Origin of the sequence: Chromobacterium phragmitis, assembly GCF_003325475.1 — a bacterium.
Lineage (GTDB): Bacteria > Pseudomonadota > Gammaproteobacteria > Burkholderiales > Chromobacteriaceae > Chromobacterium > Chromobacterium phragmitis.
Genome location: NZ_CP029495.1, coordinates 3,672,161 through 3,688,937 on the forward strand (window position 1 = coordinate 3,672,161; position 16,777 = coordinate 3,688,937).

Sequence of the window (16,777 nt, forward strand, 5' to 3'; positions counted from 1 at the left end):
TAGCTAAGTAATTTCACTTAGCTAAGTTATAGCTGCTTTAGTCCGGCGAATGTTCCTTTGTGTGGGAGGAAGGGCTTTCTTCCGCCTCTCCGTTCGGATTGTCATCATCCATCAAGATGCGATAGGCGGGGCCTTGCATGTCGTCGAATTGGCCGGAGCGGGTGGCCCACCAGAAAATGGCGCCGATCACGAAGACCAGCACCAGGCTGAGGGGGATGAGCAGGTAGAGGCTTTCCATCAGGGTTTCCGTTTGACGAGACGCAGCGCGTTGCCGACCACCAGCAGCGAGCTCAGGGCCATGCCCAGGCTGGCCAGCCAGGGCGTGACGTGGCCCAGCATCGCCAGCGGCAGCGCGACGACATTATACCCGGCCGCCCAGATCAGGTTTTGCCGGATCACAGCCAGCGCGCGCCGGCTGATCCGCTGCGCGTCGCCGATCAGGCCCAGCCGGTCGCCCATCAGCACCATGTCGCCGCTGGCGCGGGCGACGTCGGTGCCGCCGCCCATGGCGATGGAGACGTCGGCGCGCGCCAGCACCGGCGCGTCGTTGACGCCGTCGCCCACCATCAGCACCCGTCGGCCCTTGGCCTGCAGCGCGGCGACGTAGGCGAGCTTGTCCTCCGGCGTCGCGCGCGAGCGCCACTGCTTGATGCCGAGCCTGGCGGCAAGGCCGGCCACCGGGCCTTCGCCGTCGCCGCTGAGCAGGTGGACGGCCAGGCCGCGGCGGGACAACTCCGCCACCAGCGCCGCCGCGTCGTCGCGGCAGGCGTCGCCGATGGCGAAGCGGGCCTGCACGCCGCCGGCGTCGGCCAGCAGCACCTGGCTGCAATCCGGCTGCCATTCGGCGTCTTCGTCCGCCTCGCGTCCCAGCCAGGCCGCGATGAAGGGCGCCGAGCCCAAGCGCCATTCGCGGCCGTCGACGATGCCGGCCACGCCGCCGCCAGGATGGTTGCGCAGCTCGCCGGTTTGCGGCTTGTCCGCCGGCGCGGCGGCCAGGATGGCCTGGGCCAGCGGGTGCTCGGAACCTTGCTCCAGCGCGGCGGCGATGGCCAGCGCGGCTTGAGCGTCCAGCGGGCCGCGCGTCTCCAGCAGCCGCATCTGGCCGTGGGTGAGGGTGCCGGTCTTGTCGAACACCGCGTCGTCGGCCTTGGCCAGCGTTTCCAGCGCATGGCCGCGGGTGGTCAGCACGCCCAGCGAGGCCAGCCGGCCGCTGGCGGCGGTGAGCGCCGCAGGCGTGGCCAGCGACAGCGCGCAGGGGCAGGAGATCACCAGCACCGCCACCATGATCCACAGCGCGCGGTCCGGGTCGATGAAATGCCAGGCCAGATAGCTGCCGGCGGCGGCCAGCAGCAGCAGCGCGACGAACCCGCTGGCGAAGCGGTCCGCCAGCACGGCCAGCCGGGGTTTTTCGGCCAGCGCCTGGTCCAACAGCCGCACGATGCCGGCCAGCCGGGTGGATTGGCCCGCCTGTTCCACGCGCAGCACCAGCGGGCTGGCGGCGTTGACGCTGCCGGCGATCACCGCGTCGCCCGGCGCTTTGGCGATGGGGCGGCTCTCTCCGGTGAGCAGCGATTCATTGCTAGAGCTGTGGCCGTCCAGCACCACGCCGTCCGCCGGAATGGTTTCGCCGGGCTTGACCAGGATCACGTCGCCGGGGTTCAGGCCAGCCACCGTCGCCTCGCGGCTGTCCCGGCTTTGCGGCCAGCCGTCCAGCCGGTGGGCGAAGGCCGGCACCAGCTTGACCAGGCTTTCGCTGGCGGCGCCGGCCTTGCGGCGGGCGATGCTTTCCAGGTAGCGGCCGCCCAAGAGCAGGAACACGAACATCGATACCGAATCGAAATAGATGCCGTGCTCCACCTTGTGGATCAGCGCCCAGAAGCTGGCGATGAAGGCGGTGAGGATGCCGATGCTGACCGGCGTGTCCATGCCGACTCGGCCGGTTTTCAGGTCGCGCCAGGTATTGCGGTAGAAGGGCAGCGCAGAGTACAGCAGCACCGGCAGCGTCAGGATGAAGCTGGACCAGTGCAACAGCCACAGGAAGTCGGGCGCGATGTCGCCGTCCGGCGCCAGGTAGACCGGCACCGCGTACATCATCACCTGCATCATCGACAGGCCGGCCACCCACAGCCGGGTCAGCGCCTGCTTGCGCTCCTTCTGCTGCAGTTTTTCCTGGCGGTCGGCATCGTAGGGGTGGGCGCGGTAGCCTATCGCCGCCACCGCTTCCAGGATGGCGGACAACTGCACGCGGCCGTTGTCCCAGCGCACGCGGGCGCGCTGGGTGCTGTAGTTGATGTCCACGCCCAATACGCCGGGCAAGCGGCGGATGTGCTGCTCGTTCAGCCAGATGCAGGCGGCGCAGGTGATGCCTTCCAGCATCAGCGAGGCCTCGCGGACGTTTGCATTCTCGACGCGGACGAAGCTGCGCTGCAGCTCTTCGCTGTCGTACAGTTTGATCTGCTCCAGCACCGCCTGGGGGAGAGCCTCGGCGCGCGCCGCGCCCTCGGTGCGGTGCTTGTAGTAGTCGGACAATCCGGACTCTATGATGGTGGCCGCCACGGCCTGGCAGCCGGCGCAGCAGGCGGGCTCTTCGCGCTGGCGGTAGCGGATGGGGAAGCTGGCGCCGGGGGGCACCGGCAAACCGCAATGGAAACAGTTCTCGCTCATGACGTAGGATTGTAATCAAAGCCGGCGCGCAATGCTTGATCCAGCGCATGGCGCGACGGTTCTGGGCGGATTATCCAGCGCCGCACTTGAGAATAAGGGCGACCGTCCGCATTTGCGGAAGATCAAACGAGAGGAGATGTCATAAGCATGGAAAAGATGTTGGCAGTTGTGCAGAAAGCGCCGGGCGGCGCCGAGACGATGGAAATGGGTGAGTGGGACAAGCCACAGGCGGCGTCTGGAAAGCTGTTGGTGCGCGTGATGGCGGCGGGCGTCAACCGCGCCGATCTGATGCAGCGAGAAGGACGCTATCCCCCGCCGCCGGGCGCCAGCCCGCTGATGGGGCTTGAGGTGTCGGGAGTGGTGGAGGCCGTTGTCGGCGATTCCGCCTTCCAGCCCGGCGACGCAGTGTTCGGCCTGGTGGAGGGGGGCGGCTACGCGGAATACGTTTTGATGGACGAAGCATTGGCGATAGCCAAGCCGGATGGTTTGTCCTGGGTGGAGGCGGCCAGCCTGCCGGAGGCCTGGATGACCGCCTGGTTCAACCTGGTGGTGAAGGCCGGCCTCAAGGGCGGCCAGCGCGCTTTGATCCACGCCGGCGCCAGCGGCGTCGGCGTGGCCGCGATCCAGTTGGCGCGGTTTTTGGGCGCGGAAGCCTTCGCCAGCGCCGGAAGCGCGGAGAAGCTGGCTTTTTGCCGGGAGCTGGGCGCGAGCCAGACGTTCAATTACCACGAGACGCCGGCCTTTGGCGAGCGGGTCAGGGAATGGGGCGGCGCCGACGCGGTGCTGGACCCGGTGGGCGCCAGCCATCTGGCGGAAAACCTGCAGGCTTTGAATCCGGACGGCAAGCTGGTGAATATCGGCCTAATGGGCGGTTTGAAGGCGGAACTGGACTTCGGCCGTCTGCTGATGAAACGCATCAGCCTGATCGGCTCCACGCTGCGGCCGCAGCCTCTGGCGGTGAAATCCGAACTCGCGGGCGCGCTGCGCGATCTGATCCTCCCCGCGTTGCTGGAGGGCAAGGTGCGGGCGGTGGTGGACAGCAGCTTTCCATGGACCCAGGTGCAGGACGCTCATCGCTACATGGCGGACAACCGCAATCTCGGCAAGGTGGTCTTGACCTTGTTTCCGATGACGGCAGCCGCGTGACGGGGCATTGACGACTGTTTGAATGAATAAACGGAAGCCACAGGCCTCCGTTTATTCATTGCTATTGCCGGCGAGGATCAGTTCGCAGAAGGTTTGTCGCCAGAAGATGTGTATTCCACATCGCTGACGATGTCTTGTTCGTCGAGAGAGACGATCAGTAATTTGCTGTACATCTTCATATTGAAAACCGTGCCTGTTACATGAGAGTAGGCGTAAATCATGCCTTTGCCGGTTTTGCTCTTGATGATCGGATAGATGGCTTGGCCGCTAGGCTGTCCCAGCATGGCGATAACTTCGGCTTTTGTGGTTTTCCCTTTTTGGAGCGCGCTGATCTTTGCATCGTCAAATTCGGAGGCGTCTTCCGCAAAAGAGCTATTGAATTCCTGCCCGACGAGCACGTCTTTGAAGGTGGAGAAAACCATGGAGCGGGCTGGCGTGACGCTCGGGTAGCGAGCCGTTCCCGCCGTGCTGGCATATACATAGCGATTTAATTGCAGCGTCTGTTCGTTTTTCAACGATTCGCCGCGCTGCTGAGGCGCGCCCATTACCATGATATTCACAAACAATGCCGATATGTGTCGCCCATCCGAGATGGAGAGCCATTCAGGGGCGAATGCGGCATAAAAAAACGGAAGCCCGAAAGCTTCCGTTTTTGTCGCTGCGGTCTGCTGCGGGATCAGCCCACCCAGCGGCGGGCAGACGCGAACATCCGGTACCAGCCGCCGTTTTCGCCCCACTCGGCCGGGTGCCAGCTGTTCTGCACGGTGCGGAACACGCGCTCCGGGTGCGGCATCATGATGGTGAAGCGTCCGTCCTGCGTGGTGACGCCGGTGACGCCCGCCGGCGAGCCGTTGGGGTTCAGCGGATAGGTTTCCGTGGCCCGGCCGTCGAAGTCGATATAGCGCAGCGCGGTCAACGCCTGATCCTGCGCGCCCGGCGCGAATACCGCGCGGCCTTCGCCGTGGCTCACCACCACCGGCAGGCGGCTGCCCGCCATGTCGGACAGGAAGATGGACGGCGAGGACGTGACTTCCACCATCGCGAAGCGCGCCTCGAACTGTTCCGACGCGTTACGGTGGAACTTCGGCCAGTGCTCGGCGCCCGGGATGATGGACGACAGGTTGGACATCATCTGGCAGCCGTTGCACACGCCCAGCGCGAAGGTGTCGCCGCGTCCGAAGAAAGCCTCGAACTGTTCGCGGGCGCGCGGGTTGAACAGAATGCTCTTGGCCCAGCCTTCGCCGGCGCCCAGCACGTCGCCGTAGCTGAAGCCGCCGCAGGCCGCCAGTCCCTTGAAGTCGGCCAGTTGCACGCGGCCGGCGATGATGTCGCTCATGTGCACGTCCACCGTCTCGAAGCCGGCGCGGTCGAACGCCGCCGCCATCTCGATCTGGCCGTTGACGCCCTGTTCGCGCAGGATGGCCATGCGCGGGCGCTTGCCGGTGCCGATGTAGGGCAGCGCCGGGTCGCCGTGCACGTCGAAGGACAGCTGGGCGAACAGGCCGCGCGGCTTGGCGTGGCTGCGCAGCAGCTGCTCGCTGTCGGCGCAGGCCGGGTTGTCGCGCAGGCGCTGCATGCGGGCGCTGGTTTCGGACCAGGCGCAGAACAGCTCGCTGCGGCTTTCGCTGAACAGGTCCTTGCCCTTGTGCTTGATCACCAGGCGGTCATGGCTGTTGGGGCGGCCGATGACGAACAGTTCGCGGCCGATGCCGGCCTTCATGAAGCGGGAAATCACTTCCGGCGTGTCGGCCTTCTTCACCTGCAGCACCGCGCCCAGTTCTTCGTTGAACAGCACGCGCATGATGCGGCCATGGGCGGCGGCGTCCACGCCGCTGGGCACGAAGTCGTCGATGATGCGCTGGGTGTTCTGGCGCTCGATCACCAGCTCCTGCAGATCGATGCTGGCGCCGACGTGGCCGGCGAACATCATTTCTGCCAGCGAGGCGAACAGGCCGCCATCGGAGCGGTCATGGTAGGCCAGCAGCATGTCGTCGCGCAGCAGCGACTGCATCACGCCGAAGAAGGCGGACAGCTGCATCGGGCTTTCCACGTCCGGCGAGCGGCCGCGCATGTCTTTCCACACCTGGCCCAGGATGGAGCCGCCCAGGCGGCAGCGGCCGTAGCCCAGGTCGATCAGGATCAGATCGCTGTCCTTGACGTCCTTCAGGTCCGGGGTGACGGTCTTGCGCACGTCGTCCACCGGCGAGAACGCGGAGATCACCAGCGACAGCGGCGCGGTCACGCTCTTCTGCTCGCCGTTTTCCTGCCACACCGTCTTCATCGACAGCGAGTCCTTGCCCACCGGGATGCTGACGCCCAGGCTCTGGCTCAGTTCCGACACGGCCTGCACGGTGCGGTACAGATTGGCGTCCTCGCCCGGATGGCCGGCCGGCGCCATCCAGTTGGCGGATAGCTTGACATTGCCCAGATGGCCGACGAAGGCGGCGGCGATATTGGTCAGCGCCTCGCCGATGGCCATGCGGCCGGAGGCCGGGCCGTTGAACAGCGCGGCCGGCGTGCGTTCGCCCATCGCCATCGCTTCGCCGCGGTAGGTATTGAAGCCCATGGTGGTGACGGCCACGTCGGCCACCGGCACCTGCCAGCGGCCCACCATCTGATCGCGCGCGGTCATGCCGCCCACGGTGCGGTCACCGATGGTGATCAGGAAGGACTTGTCGGCCACAGTGGGGTGGCGCAGCACGCGGTAGGCGGATTCGCGCAGCGGGTACTTGGACGCGTCCAGCGTCTTGAGCTCGGGCTCCTGCGACGCCACGTCGCGGGTCATGCGCGGCGGCTTGCCCAGCAGCACTTCCAGCGGCATGTCCACCGGCTTGTTGTCGAAGTGGTCGTCGCGCACTTGCAGGTGGCCGTCGTCGGTGGCCACGCCCATCACCGCGAACGGGCAGCGCTCGCGTTCGCAGATGGCGCTGAAGCGGTCCAGATCCTCGGGCAGCACGGCCATCACGTAGCGTTCCTGCGCTTCGTTGGACCAGATCTGCATCGGGGTCATGCCTTTTTCTTCCAGATGCACCTTGCGCAGGTGGAAGATCGCGCCGCGGCCGGCATCGTTGACCAGTTCCGGGAAGGCGTTGGAGAGGCCGCCGGCGCCGACGTCGTGAATGGAGACGATGGGGTTGGCTTCGCCCAGTTGCCAGCAGCGGTCGATCACTTCCTGGCAGCGGCGCTCGATTTCCGGATTGCCGCGCTGCACCGAGTCGAAGTCCAGGTTTTCGCTGTTGGCGCCGGTGTCCATAGACGACGCCGCGCCGCCGCCCAGGCCGATCAGCAGGCCGGGGCCGCCCAGCTGGATCAGCAGCGCGCCTTCCGGGATTTCATTCTTGTGGATCTGCTGCTGCTGGATGTTGCCCAGGCCGCCGGCCAGCATGATGGGCTTGTGGTAGCCGCGCATCTCGCCGTTGAACTCTTCCTCGAAGGCGCGGAAGTAGCCGGCCAGATTGGGGCGGCCGAATTCATTGTTGAACGCCGCGCCGCCTATCGGGCCTTCCAGCATGATCTGCAGCGCCGAGGCGATGCGGCCCGGCTTGCCGTATTCCGGCTGGCCGTCGCGGTAGGCTTCCCACGGCTGCTTGAAGCCGGGAATGTTGAGGTTGGATACGGTGAAACCGGTCAGGCCGGCCTTGGGGCGCGAGCCGCGGCCGGTGGCGCCTTCGTCGCGGATTTCGCCGCCGTTGCCGGTGGACGCACCGGGGAAGGGCGAGATCGCGGTCGGGTGATTGTGGGTTTCCACCTTCATCAAGATGTCGGTGGGCTCGCTGTTGAATGCGTACTGGTTGCTGCCCGGCTGCGGGTAGAAGCGTTCGATGAAGGCGCCCTCGATCACCGAGGCGTTGTCCTTGTACGCCACCAGCGTGCCCTGCGGATTGGCCTCGTGGGTGTCGCGGATCATGCGGAACAGTGATTTGCCCTGTTCTACGCCGTCGATGATGAACTGGGCGTTGAAGATCTTGTGGCGGCAATGTTCGGAGTTGGCCTGGGCGAACATCATCAGCTCCACGTCGCTGGGGTTGCGGCCCAGCTTGATGAAGTTCTCCACCAGGTATTCCACCTCGTCGTCCGACAGCGCGAGGCCGAGCTGGGCGTTAGCCGCCTCCAGCGCCGCGCGGCCGCCGGCGAGGACGTCCACGCTGGTCATCGGCTGCGGGTCGAAATGGGTGAACAGCTTTTCCGCATCGTCCAGCGAGGACAGCACGGTTTCCGTCATCCTATCGTGCAAGAGGCCCGCCAGGGTGTGGCGAGCCTCTTCACTTAAAGATTTTGCGGCGGACTTGATTCGGAAGGCGGTGCCGCGCTCGATTCTGCGGATGTTTGGCAAGCCGCAGTGCCGGGCGATGTCGGTGGCTTTGGAGGCCCAGGGCGACAAGGTGCCGATGCGCGGCGCGACCAGGAACAGTTCGCCTTCAGGCTCGGCGCTCAGCGGCGGTTCGCCGTAGCTGAGCAACTGGCCCAGCACGCCGACTTCCTCCAGCGAGAGTTCGCCGTCGCTCTCCGCAAAATGCCAGTGCTCGGCAGTCAGGACGATATCCTTCAGACCGGCATCGGCCGCTGCCGCCTGCAGTTTTTCGAGACGAAACGGTGACAGGGCAACGCCACCGCGCAGCTTGGTAATGTAAGACATTAGACACCCGCGACAAGTACCAGGAAAGGGCGTCATAATACAGCAAAACATCGCCGCATTTAAGGCGTAGCCGGACAATCCGGCCCCGGCGCGGCATTTTTTGCATTTTATCATCATGTCATTGGATTTATCCGGGAGCGTTGCGCATGAAAAAGGTCGAAGCCATCATCAAGCCGTTCAAGTTGGACGAGGTGCGCGAGGCCTTGTCGGAGATCGGCATCAACGGCCTGACCGTGTCCGAGGTCAAGGGTTTCGGCCGCCAGAAAGGCCACACGGAACTGTACCGCGGCGCCGAGTACGTGGTGGATTTCCTGCCCAAGGTGAAGATAGAGGTGGTGTTGCCGGACGATCTGGTGGAGCGCGCGATCGAGACCATCGTCGAAACCGCTCGCACCGGAAAGATTGGCGACGGCAAGATTTTCGTGATGCCGGTGGAGCAGGTGGTGCGCATCCGTACCGGAGAGACCAACGAGCAGGCGATCTGATCCGCCAGGGATGGATGGCGAAAGGCGGCCTTGGGGCCGCCTTTTTTGCGCGCTCAGCGCGCCAGGATCAGGCGCAGCCCCAGGCCGATGAAGACGGTTCCCGCCATGCGGTCCAGCCACTGGCTGGCCCTGCTGCTCTTGGCCAGCCATTGGCCGACGTGGCCGGAGAAATAACCGAGCGCGCCGAAGATCAACGCCCCCTGCAGGGTGAACAGCGCGCCGAGGATGGCGGTCTGCAGGCCGACCGGGCCTTGGGCCGGATGGACGAACTGGGGCAGGAAGGCGAGGAAGAACAGCACCACCTTGGGATTGATCGCGTTGGCGATCAGGCCACGGCGGAAGGTGGCGGCCAAGGAGCTCTGCGGGCCGCTGGCCTGGACATGGGCGTCGAAGCTGGCGCCGGGGCTGCGGATCGCACCCCAGCCCAGGTAGACCAGATAGGCGCCGCCGGCGATCTTGAGCGCGGCGAAGGCGAGCGGCGAGGCGGCGATCAGCGCGCTGACGCCCAGCGCGGCCAGCAGGGTGTGGTTCAGGCAGCCCAGCGCGCAGCCCAGGCCGAAGGCCATGCCCTGGCGGCGGCCCCGGGAGATGCCCTGGCTCAGCACCATCAGGTTGTCGGGGCCGGGAGTGACGGTGATCAACATGGCGGCGGCAAGAAAGGCGGCCAGTTGCGGCAGGGTGGCGAGCATGGCGAATTTCCGGGATTTGTTTGACTGTCGTCGATAAAACCATTTCCGAAAGGCCTTGGCAATGGCATGACGGGTGACAAGCGGCAACGCCGCTACTAGAATGCGGCAGGTTATTAGCGAGGATTGTTTTATGCCGTCTTTTGATGTCGTTTCCGAAGTAAACAAGGTGGAAGTGCGCAACGCGCTGGACCAGGCCAACAAGGAAGTGTCCACCCGTTACGATTTCAAGGGCAGCGACGCCCGCATCGAATTCAACGACAAGGAAGTGACGCTGTTCGCCGATACCGAGTTCCAGCTGGACCAGGTCAACGACATCCTGGTGAACAAGTTGTCCAAGCGCAGCGTGGATGTGCGCAGCCTGGACTACGGCAAGCTGGAAAAAGTCTCCGGCAACAAGGTGAAGAAAGTGTTGAAGATCAAGGAAGGCCTGGACAGCGACCTGGCGAAAAAGATCGTCAAGCTGCTGAAGGATTCCAAGATGAAGGTGCAGGCCAGCATCCAGGGCGAAGCGGTGCGCGTGTCCGGCGCCAAGCGCGACGTGTTGCAGGAAGCCATCGCGCTGTTGAAGGCAGAAATCGCCTCCGATCTGGAAAACGGCGCGCCTTTGCAGTTCAACAATTTCCGCGATTGAGCCTGGCTTCGGCGGATATCGAATGACGAACACCCCGCGTTGCGGGGTGTTTTATTTTCAGCCGCGGCTCAGCGCCCGGCCCAGGCGCGAATCTGCTCCAGCGTGGCGGTGGCGCCGCCGCAGACGATGGCGAGTATCTTGTCGAAATCGGCTAATTCGGGCGCGCGTTGGTAGAGCGGCGCCAACGCGGCGCCGCAGGCGGGCTCCACCAGCACTCGATGGTCGGCCAGAAAGCGCTCGCATGCGTCCAGCGCGTCGAGGTCCGTCGTCAGCAGGCTGCGCACCGGGTGTTCGCGCGCGCAGCGCAGCGCCTGTTCGCACACCCGCTTGGCGCCCAGCGTGGCGGCGATGCTGTCTATGCGCGCCAGCGCAACCGTTTGTCCTGCGTCGACGGCCGCGCGGAAGGACGCCGCGCCTTCCGTCTCCACCGCCAGCAGCGGCACATCGTTCCAGCCGTGGCGGCGCAGCCCCTCCGTCACGCCGCTGAGCAAGCCGCCGCCGCCGACGGACAGCACGATGGCGTCGGGCTTGCAGCCCGCGCCGGCCAGCTCGTCTACCAGCGTGGCGTGGCCTTGCCATACCAGCGGGTCGTCGAAGGGGTGCAAGAAGGCGTCGCCGGGGCCGAGCAGCGTCAGGGCGAACTGGTTGGTCTCCTGCCAGGAGTCGCCATGCACCAGCACCTCCGCGCCTTCCTGGCGCAGCAGCTCCTTGGCGCGTTCGGTGGCGGTTTCCGGCACGGCCACCGTCACAGCCACGCCCAGGCGGCGGCCAGCGTAGGCGACGGCCAGTCCCGCGTTGCCGCCGGAGGAGGAAATGAAGCGCTTCGCGCCGCGGCGATGATGCTCGACGCAGGCGAGCCCTATGCCGCGAATCTTGAAGGAGCCGGAGGGTTGGACCGCCTCCAGCTTGAGCCAGACGGAGCGGCCGGCCAGCATGCTCAGCGGCCTGGATTCCAGCAAAGGCGTTTCAATGTGCAGCGACACGGCGTCTCCTTCTCGGGCGCGGGGCGAGTGAATGCCGCGGTCGGCGGCGCTCGAATGGATGGTGACTAGCGTTGCCGGGACCGCCAGTTTTGCAAATCGCGCCATACTTCGGCCGCGCGAGCCTCCACGCCGGCAGGCGCGCGCGGCAGCGGCAGCCGGCATTCGCCGACGGCCAGTCCCTGGCTGCGCAGCATCGCCTTCACCGACATCGAATACACCGAGTCGTCGGTATTGGCGTAAGCGTAGGAGGCTTGCAGCGCGGCGTTGATTTCGCGGGCGCGGCGCGTGTCGCCGTTTTCGAACGCGGCGATCATCGCGGCGAACTCCGGTCCGGTCCAGTGGGTGGAGGTGCCGACTACGCCGACGGCGCCCACCGCCAGCAGCGGCAGGGTCAGCGCGTCGTCGCCGGAGTACAGCTCGAAGTGTTCGCCCGCCTCGGCTACCAGCCGCGCGGCGGCGGCGGGATCGCAGGTGGCGTCCTTGAAGGCGACAATGTTGTCCACCTCGCGGAACAGCCGCAGCAGCACCTCGTGGGCGATGCGGCGGCCGGTTCGGCCGGGCACGTCGTAGATCATCACCGGCAGGCGGGTAGCGGCGGCCAGGGCGCGGAAGTGCGCCTCGATGCCGGCCTGAGGCGGGCGGTTGTAATACGGAGAGACCAGAAACGCTCCGGCCGCGCCCGCGTCGGCGGCTTTGGCCGTCATTTCCAGCGCGTGGCGGGTGTCGTTGCTGCCGGCGCCGGCCAGCACCGGGATGGCCACCGCTTCGCTGACGGCGCGGATCAGGTCGAAGCGCTCGGCGTCGGAGAGCGTCGGCGCTTCGCCGGTGGTGGCGGCCAGCACCAGCGCGTCGCTGCCGTTGTCGGCCAGATGGCGCGCCAGATCGCGAGCCATGTCCAGGTTCAGCCGGCCGTCGTCGTCGAATGGCGTCACCATCGCGGTCAGGACCTTGCCCCAGTGTTTTGCCATGTCAGCCCCTTTTTATTTTTGCGTGAAGATAAGGCGGGATGATACTCCCAGGCCAGGGGCGCGGAAACCCGCGCGGCTTACCAGAGCTTGGGCTCCAGCTCCTTGATGCGTTGCTCGGTCCGCTCGATCTTGCAGCCGAGGAAGACGGCGTTGCGTATGGTGCCGCCGGCATAGATCTGATACTTGGCGCCGCAGTCCGCGTCGCGGAAGGCGATCCACTTGCGCTGCGCCTGCACCAGCATCGCGGAAGGTTTCTCTTTGGCTGCCGGCTTGTCCCGGGCTTCGTCGGCGCGCAGCTTTTGCAGCAGCTCGCGGTAGCGGTCGTTGAGCAATCTGTCTTTGCCATCGAACTGCTTTTGCATGCACTCGTTGATTTCTATCGTATTGCTGGCTTCTTTGCAGGGATCGTCTTCGGCCAGGGCGGCGTGGCTGGCGAACAGCGCCAAGAGCGCGAGGAGGCAGGGCTTCATCGAAAACTCCATATGGGGAACAGTTTGCGATTATAGCCCTGCGAGCGATGAGAGGCGTGTCCTTCGGGGCAGTCGGGCTCAGGCGCGCAGCGAACCCAGCCGCAGCCGTTCGGCGGGCAGCGTGCCCAGCGCCGCGCCGGCGACGATCATGGCGATGGCCAGCGCGGCGCTGCCGTTGAGGGTGGCTTGGCCGGAGGCCACCAACATCAGGGTGGATAGCAGCGGGGTGGCGTTGCCCAGCGCGCCGATCTGGCGCGCGTCGCCCAGTCGTATGGCCCGGTTCCAGCACAGGAAGGCCGCGCCCATCGGCAGCAAGCCCAGCACGGCGATCATCAGCCATTGGATGGCCGATGGATGGGCGGCGGGTTCGGTGGCGAAGTGCAGGCCCAGCGCCAGCAGGCCGGACACGAAGCAATAGCCGCCGACGGCGTTGTCGGAGCTGGCGGGCAGGCGGCGGGTGACCAGGCTATAGGTCGCCCATACCACGGCGGCTCCCAAGGCCATCAGATAGCCGGGCAGCGCGGACAGCGACAGCGACAGCTTGCCGCCGGTGACGATCAGCGCCGCGCCGGCGAAGCCGATCAGGCTGCCGAGGATGTGGTTGGCACTCAGGCGGGTGCCGGGCAGCAGCAGGGGCGACAGCAGCACCATCAACAGCGGCCAGATATAGCTGAGCACGGTGGCGTCCATCACCGGCGCCAGCCGGTAGGCGTTGAACAGGAAAAAGTAGAAGCCGAAGATGCCGTAAACCCCATTGGCGAAATTCTTCGGCGGCACTTTCCATTCGCTTATGCGGCGCATGGTCAGCAGGCTGCCCAGCATCAGGCCGACGCCGGCGACGAAGAAGGGCGGCAGGGTATGGGTGAGGGCGCTGAGTGTGGCGACGGAGGCCCACATGGCGATCGCGGCGAGCGCGTACAGCATCGCTTGATTCATTGATGTCTCTCGTATTTGTTTTATGTGGAGATATTTTAAGTGGAACGGTGAAGTGTAAACCAGTTGTTACATCAAATGGCGTTGTTTTCGGCGCTTGCGGCGGCGCGCAGGCATGGCCGCAGGGCAACAAGGCGTTTGACCCAGATCATGCGTCCATACTTTGGACCGATCGGGCAGTTGTCCGCGACGCGATCTTGCGGCCTAGTGAAGGATCTGTTTCGTTTCCATCCCGGGGCCGGCCGCGGCTTACGGCCGGGCAGGCTCCGCCACGACAGGAGGCAGGCCATGAGCAATATGAAGGCAGCGGTATTTGTCGCGCCCGGCAAGATCGAGCTGCGGGAGAAGCCGATTCCGGCGGTAGGGCCGGGCGACGCGCTGGTGAGGATCACCACCACCACCATCTGCGGCACCGACGTGCACATTCTCAAGGGCGAGTATCCGGTGGCGTCCGGCCTGACCATAGGCCACGAGCCGGTGGGTGTGATCGAGAAGCTGGGCGCGGACGTCAAGGGGTATCGCGAGGGGCAGCGGGTGATCGCCGGCGCCATCTGTCCCAGCTTCACCTCCTACGGCTGCCAGGATGGCTATCCGTCGCAGGATGGCGGCTGCGAATGCCACGGCTACAAACCGATGGGCGGCTGGCGTTTCGGCAACACCATAGACGGCACCCAGGCCGAGTACGTGCTGGTGCCGGATGCCCAGGCCAATCTGGCGCCGATTCCGGACGGGCTCAGCGACGAGCAGGTGCTGATGTGTCCGGACATCATGTCCACCGGCTTTGCCGGCGCCGAGGCGGCCAACATCAAGATCGGCGACGTGGTGGCGGTGTTCGCCCAGGGGCCGATAGGCTTGTGCGCGGTGGCGGGCGCGCGCTTGCGCGGCGCGTCGTGCATCATCGCGGTGGACGGCATAGACGACAGGCTGGCGATTTCGCGGCGGCTGGGCGCCGACGTGACGCTGAATTTCCGCCAGGTGGACGTGGTCTCGGAAATCCTGAAGTTGACCGGCGGACGCGGCGTCGACTCCGCCATCGAGGCGCTGGGTACCCAGAGCACGTTCGAATCCGCGCTGCGGATATTGAAGCCGGGCGGCACGCTGTCCAGCCTGGGCGTGTATTCCACCGATCTGAAGATCCCGCTGGATGCGTTCAATGCCGGCCTGGGCGACAAGAAGATCGTGTCTTCGCTGTGCCCGGGCGGCAAGGAGAGGATGCGGCGGCTGATGAATGTGCTGGAGAGCGACCGGCTGGATCTGTCGCCGCTGGTCACCCACCGTTACAAGCTGGATCAGATCGTCGAGGCCTACGACCTGTTCTCGCACCAGCGCGACGGCGTGCTGAAGGTGGCGATCAAACCGTTCTAGCCGCCTAGCCATGGAGCAGGATCAGCTTGCCTGGTCCGGCTCCAGCAGCTCCACGCCATCGTTTTCGGATAGCGTCAGGTAGACGGCGGATTGCAGCGCCTCCACCGCGTGCGGGACTTGGGCATCGATGAACAGATGATCGCCCTTGTTCAGCACATGGTCGCCCACCTTGAGCCGGCCGGCGGTGACGAAAACCTGCTCCGTGCCAGGATGCTGGTGCAGCGGCAGCTTCGCGCCCTTGGCCAGCTTCAGCAATGCGGAGCCGCCTCCGTTCGGGTTGCGGCGCAGCCAGGTGAAGTCCACGCCTGGATAGGGCGTGGGGCTCCAGTGCCAATCGGTGGAGGCGGTCAGTATCGGGGCGGGGGTGTTCATGGCGGCGGGTTCCGTTTGCTGTTCGATCGGGCCTGCGCGGATGGCGATGATTTTGGGATGCTCGTCGATGTCGCGCCGGCTGATTGTCATTATCCCATGAAATCTTGCAAGAAACTGCCGGCAATATCGCCATCTCGATGCGAAAACGGGAATGCTTTCCGCATTCCCGCGATTGTCCCGCAATTGCCCGACGGTTCGTTTAAAACGCGTCGCCAGGCACCCGCACCCAGCCTTCCATCAGCACCCGGGCGCTGCGGCTCATGATGGCCTTGGTGACAATCCATTCCCCGCGCTCTTCGCGGGCTTGCGCGCCCACCCGCAGCGTGCCGGACGGGTGGCCGAAGCGCACCGCCTGGCGTTTTCCGCCGCCGGCGGCCAGGTTGACCAGCGTGCCGGGGATGGCCGCGGCAGTGCCGATGGCCACAGCCGCGGTGCCCATCATCGCGTGGTGCAGCTTGCCCATGGACATGGCGCGCGCCAGCACGTCGATGTCGGATGTTTTCACCGGCTTGCCGCTGGAGGCGACATAGTCGGCCGGCGGCGCGACGAAGGCGATCTTGGGCGTGTGCTGGCGGCTGGCGATCTGGTCAAGATTCTGGATCAGGCCCATTTTCAGCGCGCCGTAAGCGCGTATGGTTTCGAAGCGCGCCAGCGCCGCGGCGTCGGCGTTGATGGCGTCCTGCAGCTCCGTTCCGGTGTAGCCGATGTCGGCGGCGTTGACGAAGATGGTGGGGATGCCGGCATTGATCAGCGTGGCCGGGAAGGCGCCGACGCCGGGCACCTCCAGCGTGTCCACCAGATTGCCGGTGGGGAACATCGCGCCGCCGTCGCCGTCTCCCTCGTCGGCAGGGTCCAGGAATTCCAGCTGCACTTCGGCGGCGGGGAAGGTGACGCCGTCCAGCTCGAAGTCGCCCGTTTCCTGCACTTGGCCGCGGGTGATGGGCACGTGGGCGATGATGGTCTTGCCGATATTGGCCTGCCAGATGCGAACGGTGCAGATGCCGTTATCCGGCACGCGCGCCGGGTCGATCAGGCCGCCGGCAATGGCGAACGGGCCGACGGCGGCGGACAGGTTGCCGCAGTTGCCGGTCCAGTCGACGAAGGCCTGGTCGATGCTGACTTGGCCAAACAGGTAGTCGATATCATGGCCAGATTGAGTGGATTTGCCCACGATGACGGTTTTGCTGGTGCTGGACGTGGCGCCGCCCATGCCGTCTATCTGTTTGCCGTACGGGTCCGGGCTACCGATGACGCGCAGCAGCAGCGCGTCTCGCGCCTCGCCGGGCTGGCGGGCGGCTTGCGGCAAGTCCTGCAGCCGGAAAAAAACGCCCTTGCTGGTGCCGCCGCGCATATAAGTGGCGGGAATGCGAATCTGAGCCGGGTGAGTCATGCTTGCCATCCTGTTTTGTGTGGCGCGGCCGATATGAATCGGCCG

Annotated in this window: 15 protein-coding genes; 4 read left to right on the top strand and 11 right to left on the bottom strand. The window is 65.6% G+C overall.

The window, feature by feature from the left end:
- Positions 1-37: 37 nt before the first annotated feature.
- Both ccoS and DK842_RS17330 read right to left on the bottom strand, forming a co-directional pair.
- A complete protein-coding gene (gene ccoS / locus DK842_RS17325) occupies positions 38-238 on the bottom strand; it encodes a cbb3-type cytochrome oxidase assembly protein CcoS (RefSeq protein ID WP_114062574.1) in 201 nt (66 codons plus the stop codon).
- Positions 238-2,664: a heavy metal translocating P-type ATPase gene (locus DK842_RS17330; protein WP_114062575.1), complete on the bottom strand. Its 2,427-nt coding sequence runs from the start codon at positions 2,662-2,664 to the stop codon at positions 238-240. The genes ccoS and DK842_RS17330 overlap by 1 nt, the downstream gene beginning before the upstream one ends.
- A gap of 147 nt (positions 2,665-2,811) precedes the next feature.
- Here DK842_RS17330 and DK842_RS17335 point away from each other — a divergent pair, with 147 nt between their 5' ends.
- Complete coding sequence (locus DK842_RS17335; protein WP_114062576.1) at positions 2,812-3,810, top strand: NAD(P)H-quinone oxidoreductase; 999 nt, start codon at positions 2,812-2,814, stop codon at positions 3,808-3,810.
- Between the two features lie 77 nt (positions 3,811-3,887).
- Here the strand turns inward: DK842_RS17335 and DK842_RS17340 are convergent, their stop codons facing one another.
- Together DK842_RS17340 and purL are read right to left on the bottom strand one after the other, a co-directional pair.
- Positions 3,888-4,547, bottom strand: coding sequence for a hypothetical protein (locus DK842_RS17340; RefSeq protein WP_145964065.1), 660 nt, complete (start codon positions 4,545-4,547; stop codon positions 3,888-3,890).
- Positions 4,487-8,446, bottom strand: coding sequence for a phosphoribosylformylglycinamidine synthase (gene purL / locus DK842_RS17345; RefSeq protein ID WP_114062578.1), 3,960 nt, complete (start codon positions 8,444-8,446; stop codon positions 4,487-4,489). Before purL ends, DK842_RS17340 begins: the two co-directional genes overlap by 61 nt.
- A gap of 146 nt (positions 8,447-8,592) precedes the next feature.
- On the opposite strand from purL, the gene DK842_RS17350 reads away from it, so the two are divergent.
- Complete coding sequence (locus tag DK842_RS17350; RefSeq protein WP_114062579.1) at positions 8,593-8,931, top strand: P-II family nitrogen regulator; 339 nt, start codon at positions 8,593-8,595, stop codon at positions 8,929-8,931.
- Positions 8,932-8,984: 53 nt separating this feature from the next.
- On the opposite strand, the gene DK842_RS17355 is transcribed toward DK842_RS17350, so the two are convergent.
- A complete protein-coding gene (locus DK842_RS17355) occupies positions 8,985-9,620 on the bottom strand; it encodes a LysE family translocator (RefSeq protein ID WP_114062580.1) in 636 nt (211 codons plus the stop codon).
- Between the two features lie 130 nt (positions 9,621-9,750).
- Here DK842_RS17355 and DK842_RS17360 point away from each other — a divergent pair, with 130 nt between their 5' ends.
- On the top strand, positions 9,751-10,251 hold the full coding sequence (locus tag DK842_RS17360) for a YajQ family cyclic di-GMP-binding protein (RefSeq protein ID WP_011135595.1): 501 nt from the start codon (positions 9,751-9,753) through the stop codon (positions 10,249-10,251).
- Between the two features lie 68 nt (positions 10,252-10,319).
- On the opposite strand, the gene DK842_RS17365 is transcribed toward DK842_RS17360, so the two are convergent.
- The 4 genes from DK842_RS17365 to DK842_RS17380 form a co-directional block, all read right to left on the bottom strand.
- Positions 10,320-11,234 carry a pyridoxal-phosphate dependent enzyme gene (locus tag DK842_RS17365; protein ID WP_114062581.1) on the bottom strand — a complete coding sequence of 305 codons (915 nt, stop codon included), beginning with the start codon at positions 11,232-11,234 and terminating at the stop codon, positions 10,320-10,322.
- Between the two features lie 65 nt (positions 11,235-11,299).
- Positions 11,300-12,202, bottom strand: a complete 903-nt coding sequence (gene dapA / locus DK842_RS17370; RefSeq protein WP_114062582.1) for a 4-hydroxy-tetrahydrodipicolinate synthase — start codon at positions 12,200-12,202, stop codon at positions 11,300-11,302.
- Positions 12,203-12,279: 77 nt separating this feature from the next.
- Positions 12,280-12,672: a lysozyme inhibitor LprI family protein gene (locus DK842_RS17375; protein WP_168191708.1), complete on the bottom strand. Its 393-nt coding sequence runs from the start codon at positions 12,670-12,672 to the stop codon at positions 12,280-12,282.
- Positions 12,673-12,750: 78 nt separating this feature from the next.
- Positions 12,751-13,608 carry a DMT family transporter gene (locus tag DK842_RS17380; RefSeq protein ID WP_114062584.1) on the bottom strand — a complete coding sequence of 286 codons (858 nt, stop codon included), beginning with the start codon at positions 13,606-13,608 and terminating at the stop codon, positions 12,751-12,753.
- Between the two features lie 285 nt (positions 13,609-13,893).
- Between DK842_RS17380 and DK842_RS17385 the strand changes: the two genes are divergently transcribed.
- The gene (locus tag DK842_RS17385; protein ID WP_114062585.1) at positions 13,894-14,970 is read left to right on the top strand and encodes an NAD(P)-dependent alcohol dehydrogenase; all 1,077 of its coding nucleotides are present in this window, start codon (positions 13,894-13,896) and stop codon (positions 14,968-14,970) included.
- Positions 14,971-14,991: 21 nt separating this feature from the next.
- Here DK842_RS17385 and DK842_RS17390 read toward each other — a convergent pair whose 3' ends face one another.
- Together DK842_RS17390 and prpF are read right to left on the bottom strand one after the other, a co-directional pair.
- A complete protein-coding gene (locus DK842_RS17390) occupies positions 14,992-15,432 on the bottom strand; it encodes a cupin domain-containing protein (RefSeq protein ID WP_114062586.1) in 441 nt (146 codons plus the stop codon).
- Between the two features lie 109 nt (positions 15,433-15,541).
- Positions 15,542-16,732 carry a 2-methylaconitate cis-trans isomerase PrpF gene (gene prpF, locus DK842_RS17395; protein ID WP_114062587.1) on the bottom strand — a complete coding sequence of 397 codons (1,191 nt, stop codon included), beginning with the start codon at positions 16,730-16,732 and terminating at the stop codon, positions 15,542-15,544.
- Positions 16,733-16,777: the final 45 nt, after the last annotated feature.

Bases quoted from the DNA above. Each gene is read 5' to 3' on its own strand.
- ccoS (WP_114062574.1), bottom strand. From the start codon at position 238: ATGGAAAGCCTCTACCTGCTCATCCCCCTCAGCCTGGTGCTGGTCTTC.
- DK842_RS17375 (WP_168191708.1), bottom strand. From the start codon at position 12,672: ATGAAGCCCTGCCTCCTCGCGCTCTTGGCGCTGTTCGCCAGCCACGCC.
- DK842_RS17350 (WP_114062579.1), top strand. From the start codon at position 8,593: ATGAAAAAGGTCGAAGCCATCATCAAGCCGTTCAAGTTGGACGAGGTG.
- DK842_RS17390 (WP_114062586.1), bottom strand. From the start codon at position 15,432: ATGACAATCAGCCGGCGCGACATCGACGAGCATCCCAAAATCATCGCC.
- DK842_RS17385 (WP_114062585.1), top strand. From the start codon at position 13,894: ATGAGCAATATGAAGGCAGCGGTATTTGTCGCGCCCGGCAAGATCGAG.
- DK842_RS17380 (WP_114062584.1), bottom strand. From the start codon at position 13,608: ATGAATCAAGCGATGCTGTACGCGCTCGCCGCGATCGCCATGTGGGCC.
- purL (WP_114062578.1), bottom strand. From the start codon at position 8,446: ATGTCTTACATTACCAAGCTGCGCGGTGGCGTTGCCCTGTCACCGTTT.
- DK842_RS17355 (WP_114062580.1), bottom strand. From the start codon at position 9,620: ATGCTCGCCACCCTGCCGCAACTGGCCGCCTTTCTTGCCGCCGCCATG.
- dapA (WP_114062582.1), bottom strand. From the start codon at position 12,202: ATGGCAAAACACTGGGGCAAGGTCCTGACCGCGATGGTGACGCCATTC.
- DK842_RS17330 (WP_114062575.1), bottom strand. From the start codon at position 2,664: ATGAGCGAGAACTGTTTCCATTGCGGTTTGCCGGTGCCCCCCGGCGCC.
- DK842_RS17335 (WP_114062576.1), top strand. From the start codon at position 2,812: ATGGAAAAGATGTTGGCAGTTGTGCAGAAAGCGCCGGGCGGCGCCGAG.
- DK842_RS17360 (WP_011135595.1), top strand. From the start codon at position 9,751: ATGCCGTCTTTTGATGTCGTTTCCGAAGTAAACAAGGTGGAAGTGCGC.
- prpF (WP_114062587.1), bottom strand. From the start codon at position 16,732: ATGACTCACCCGGCTCAGATTCGCATTCCCGCCACTTATATGCGCGGC.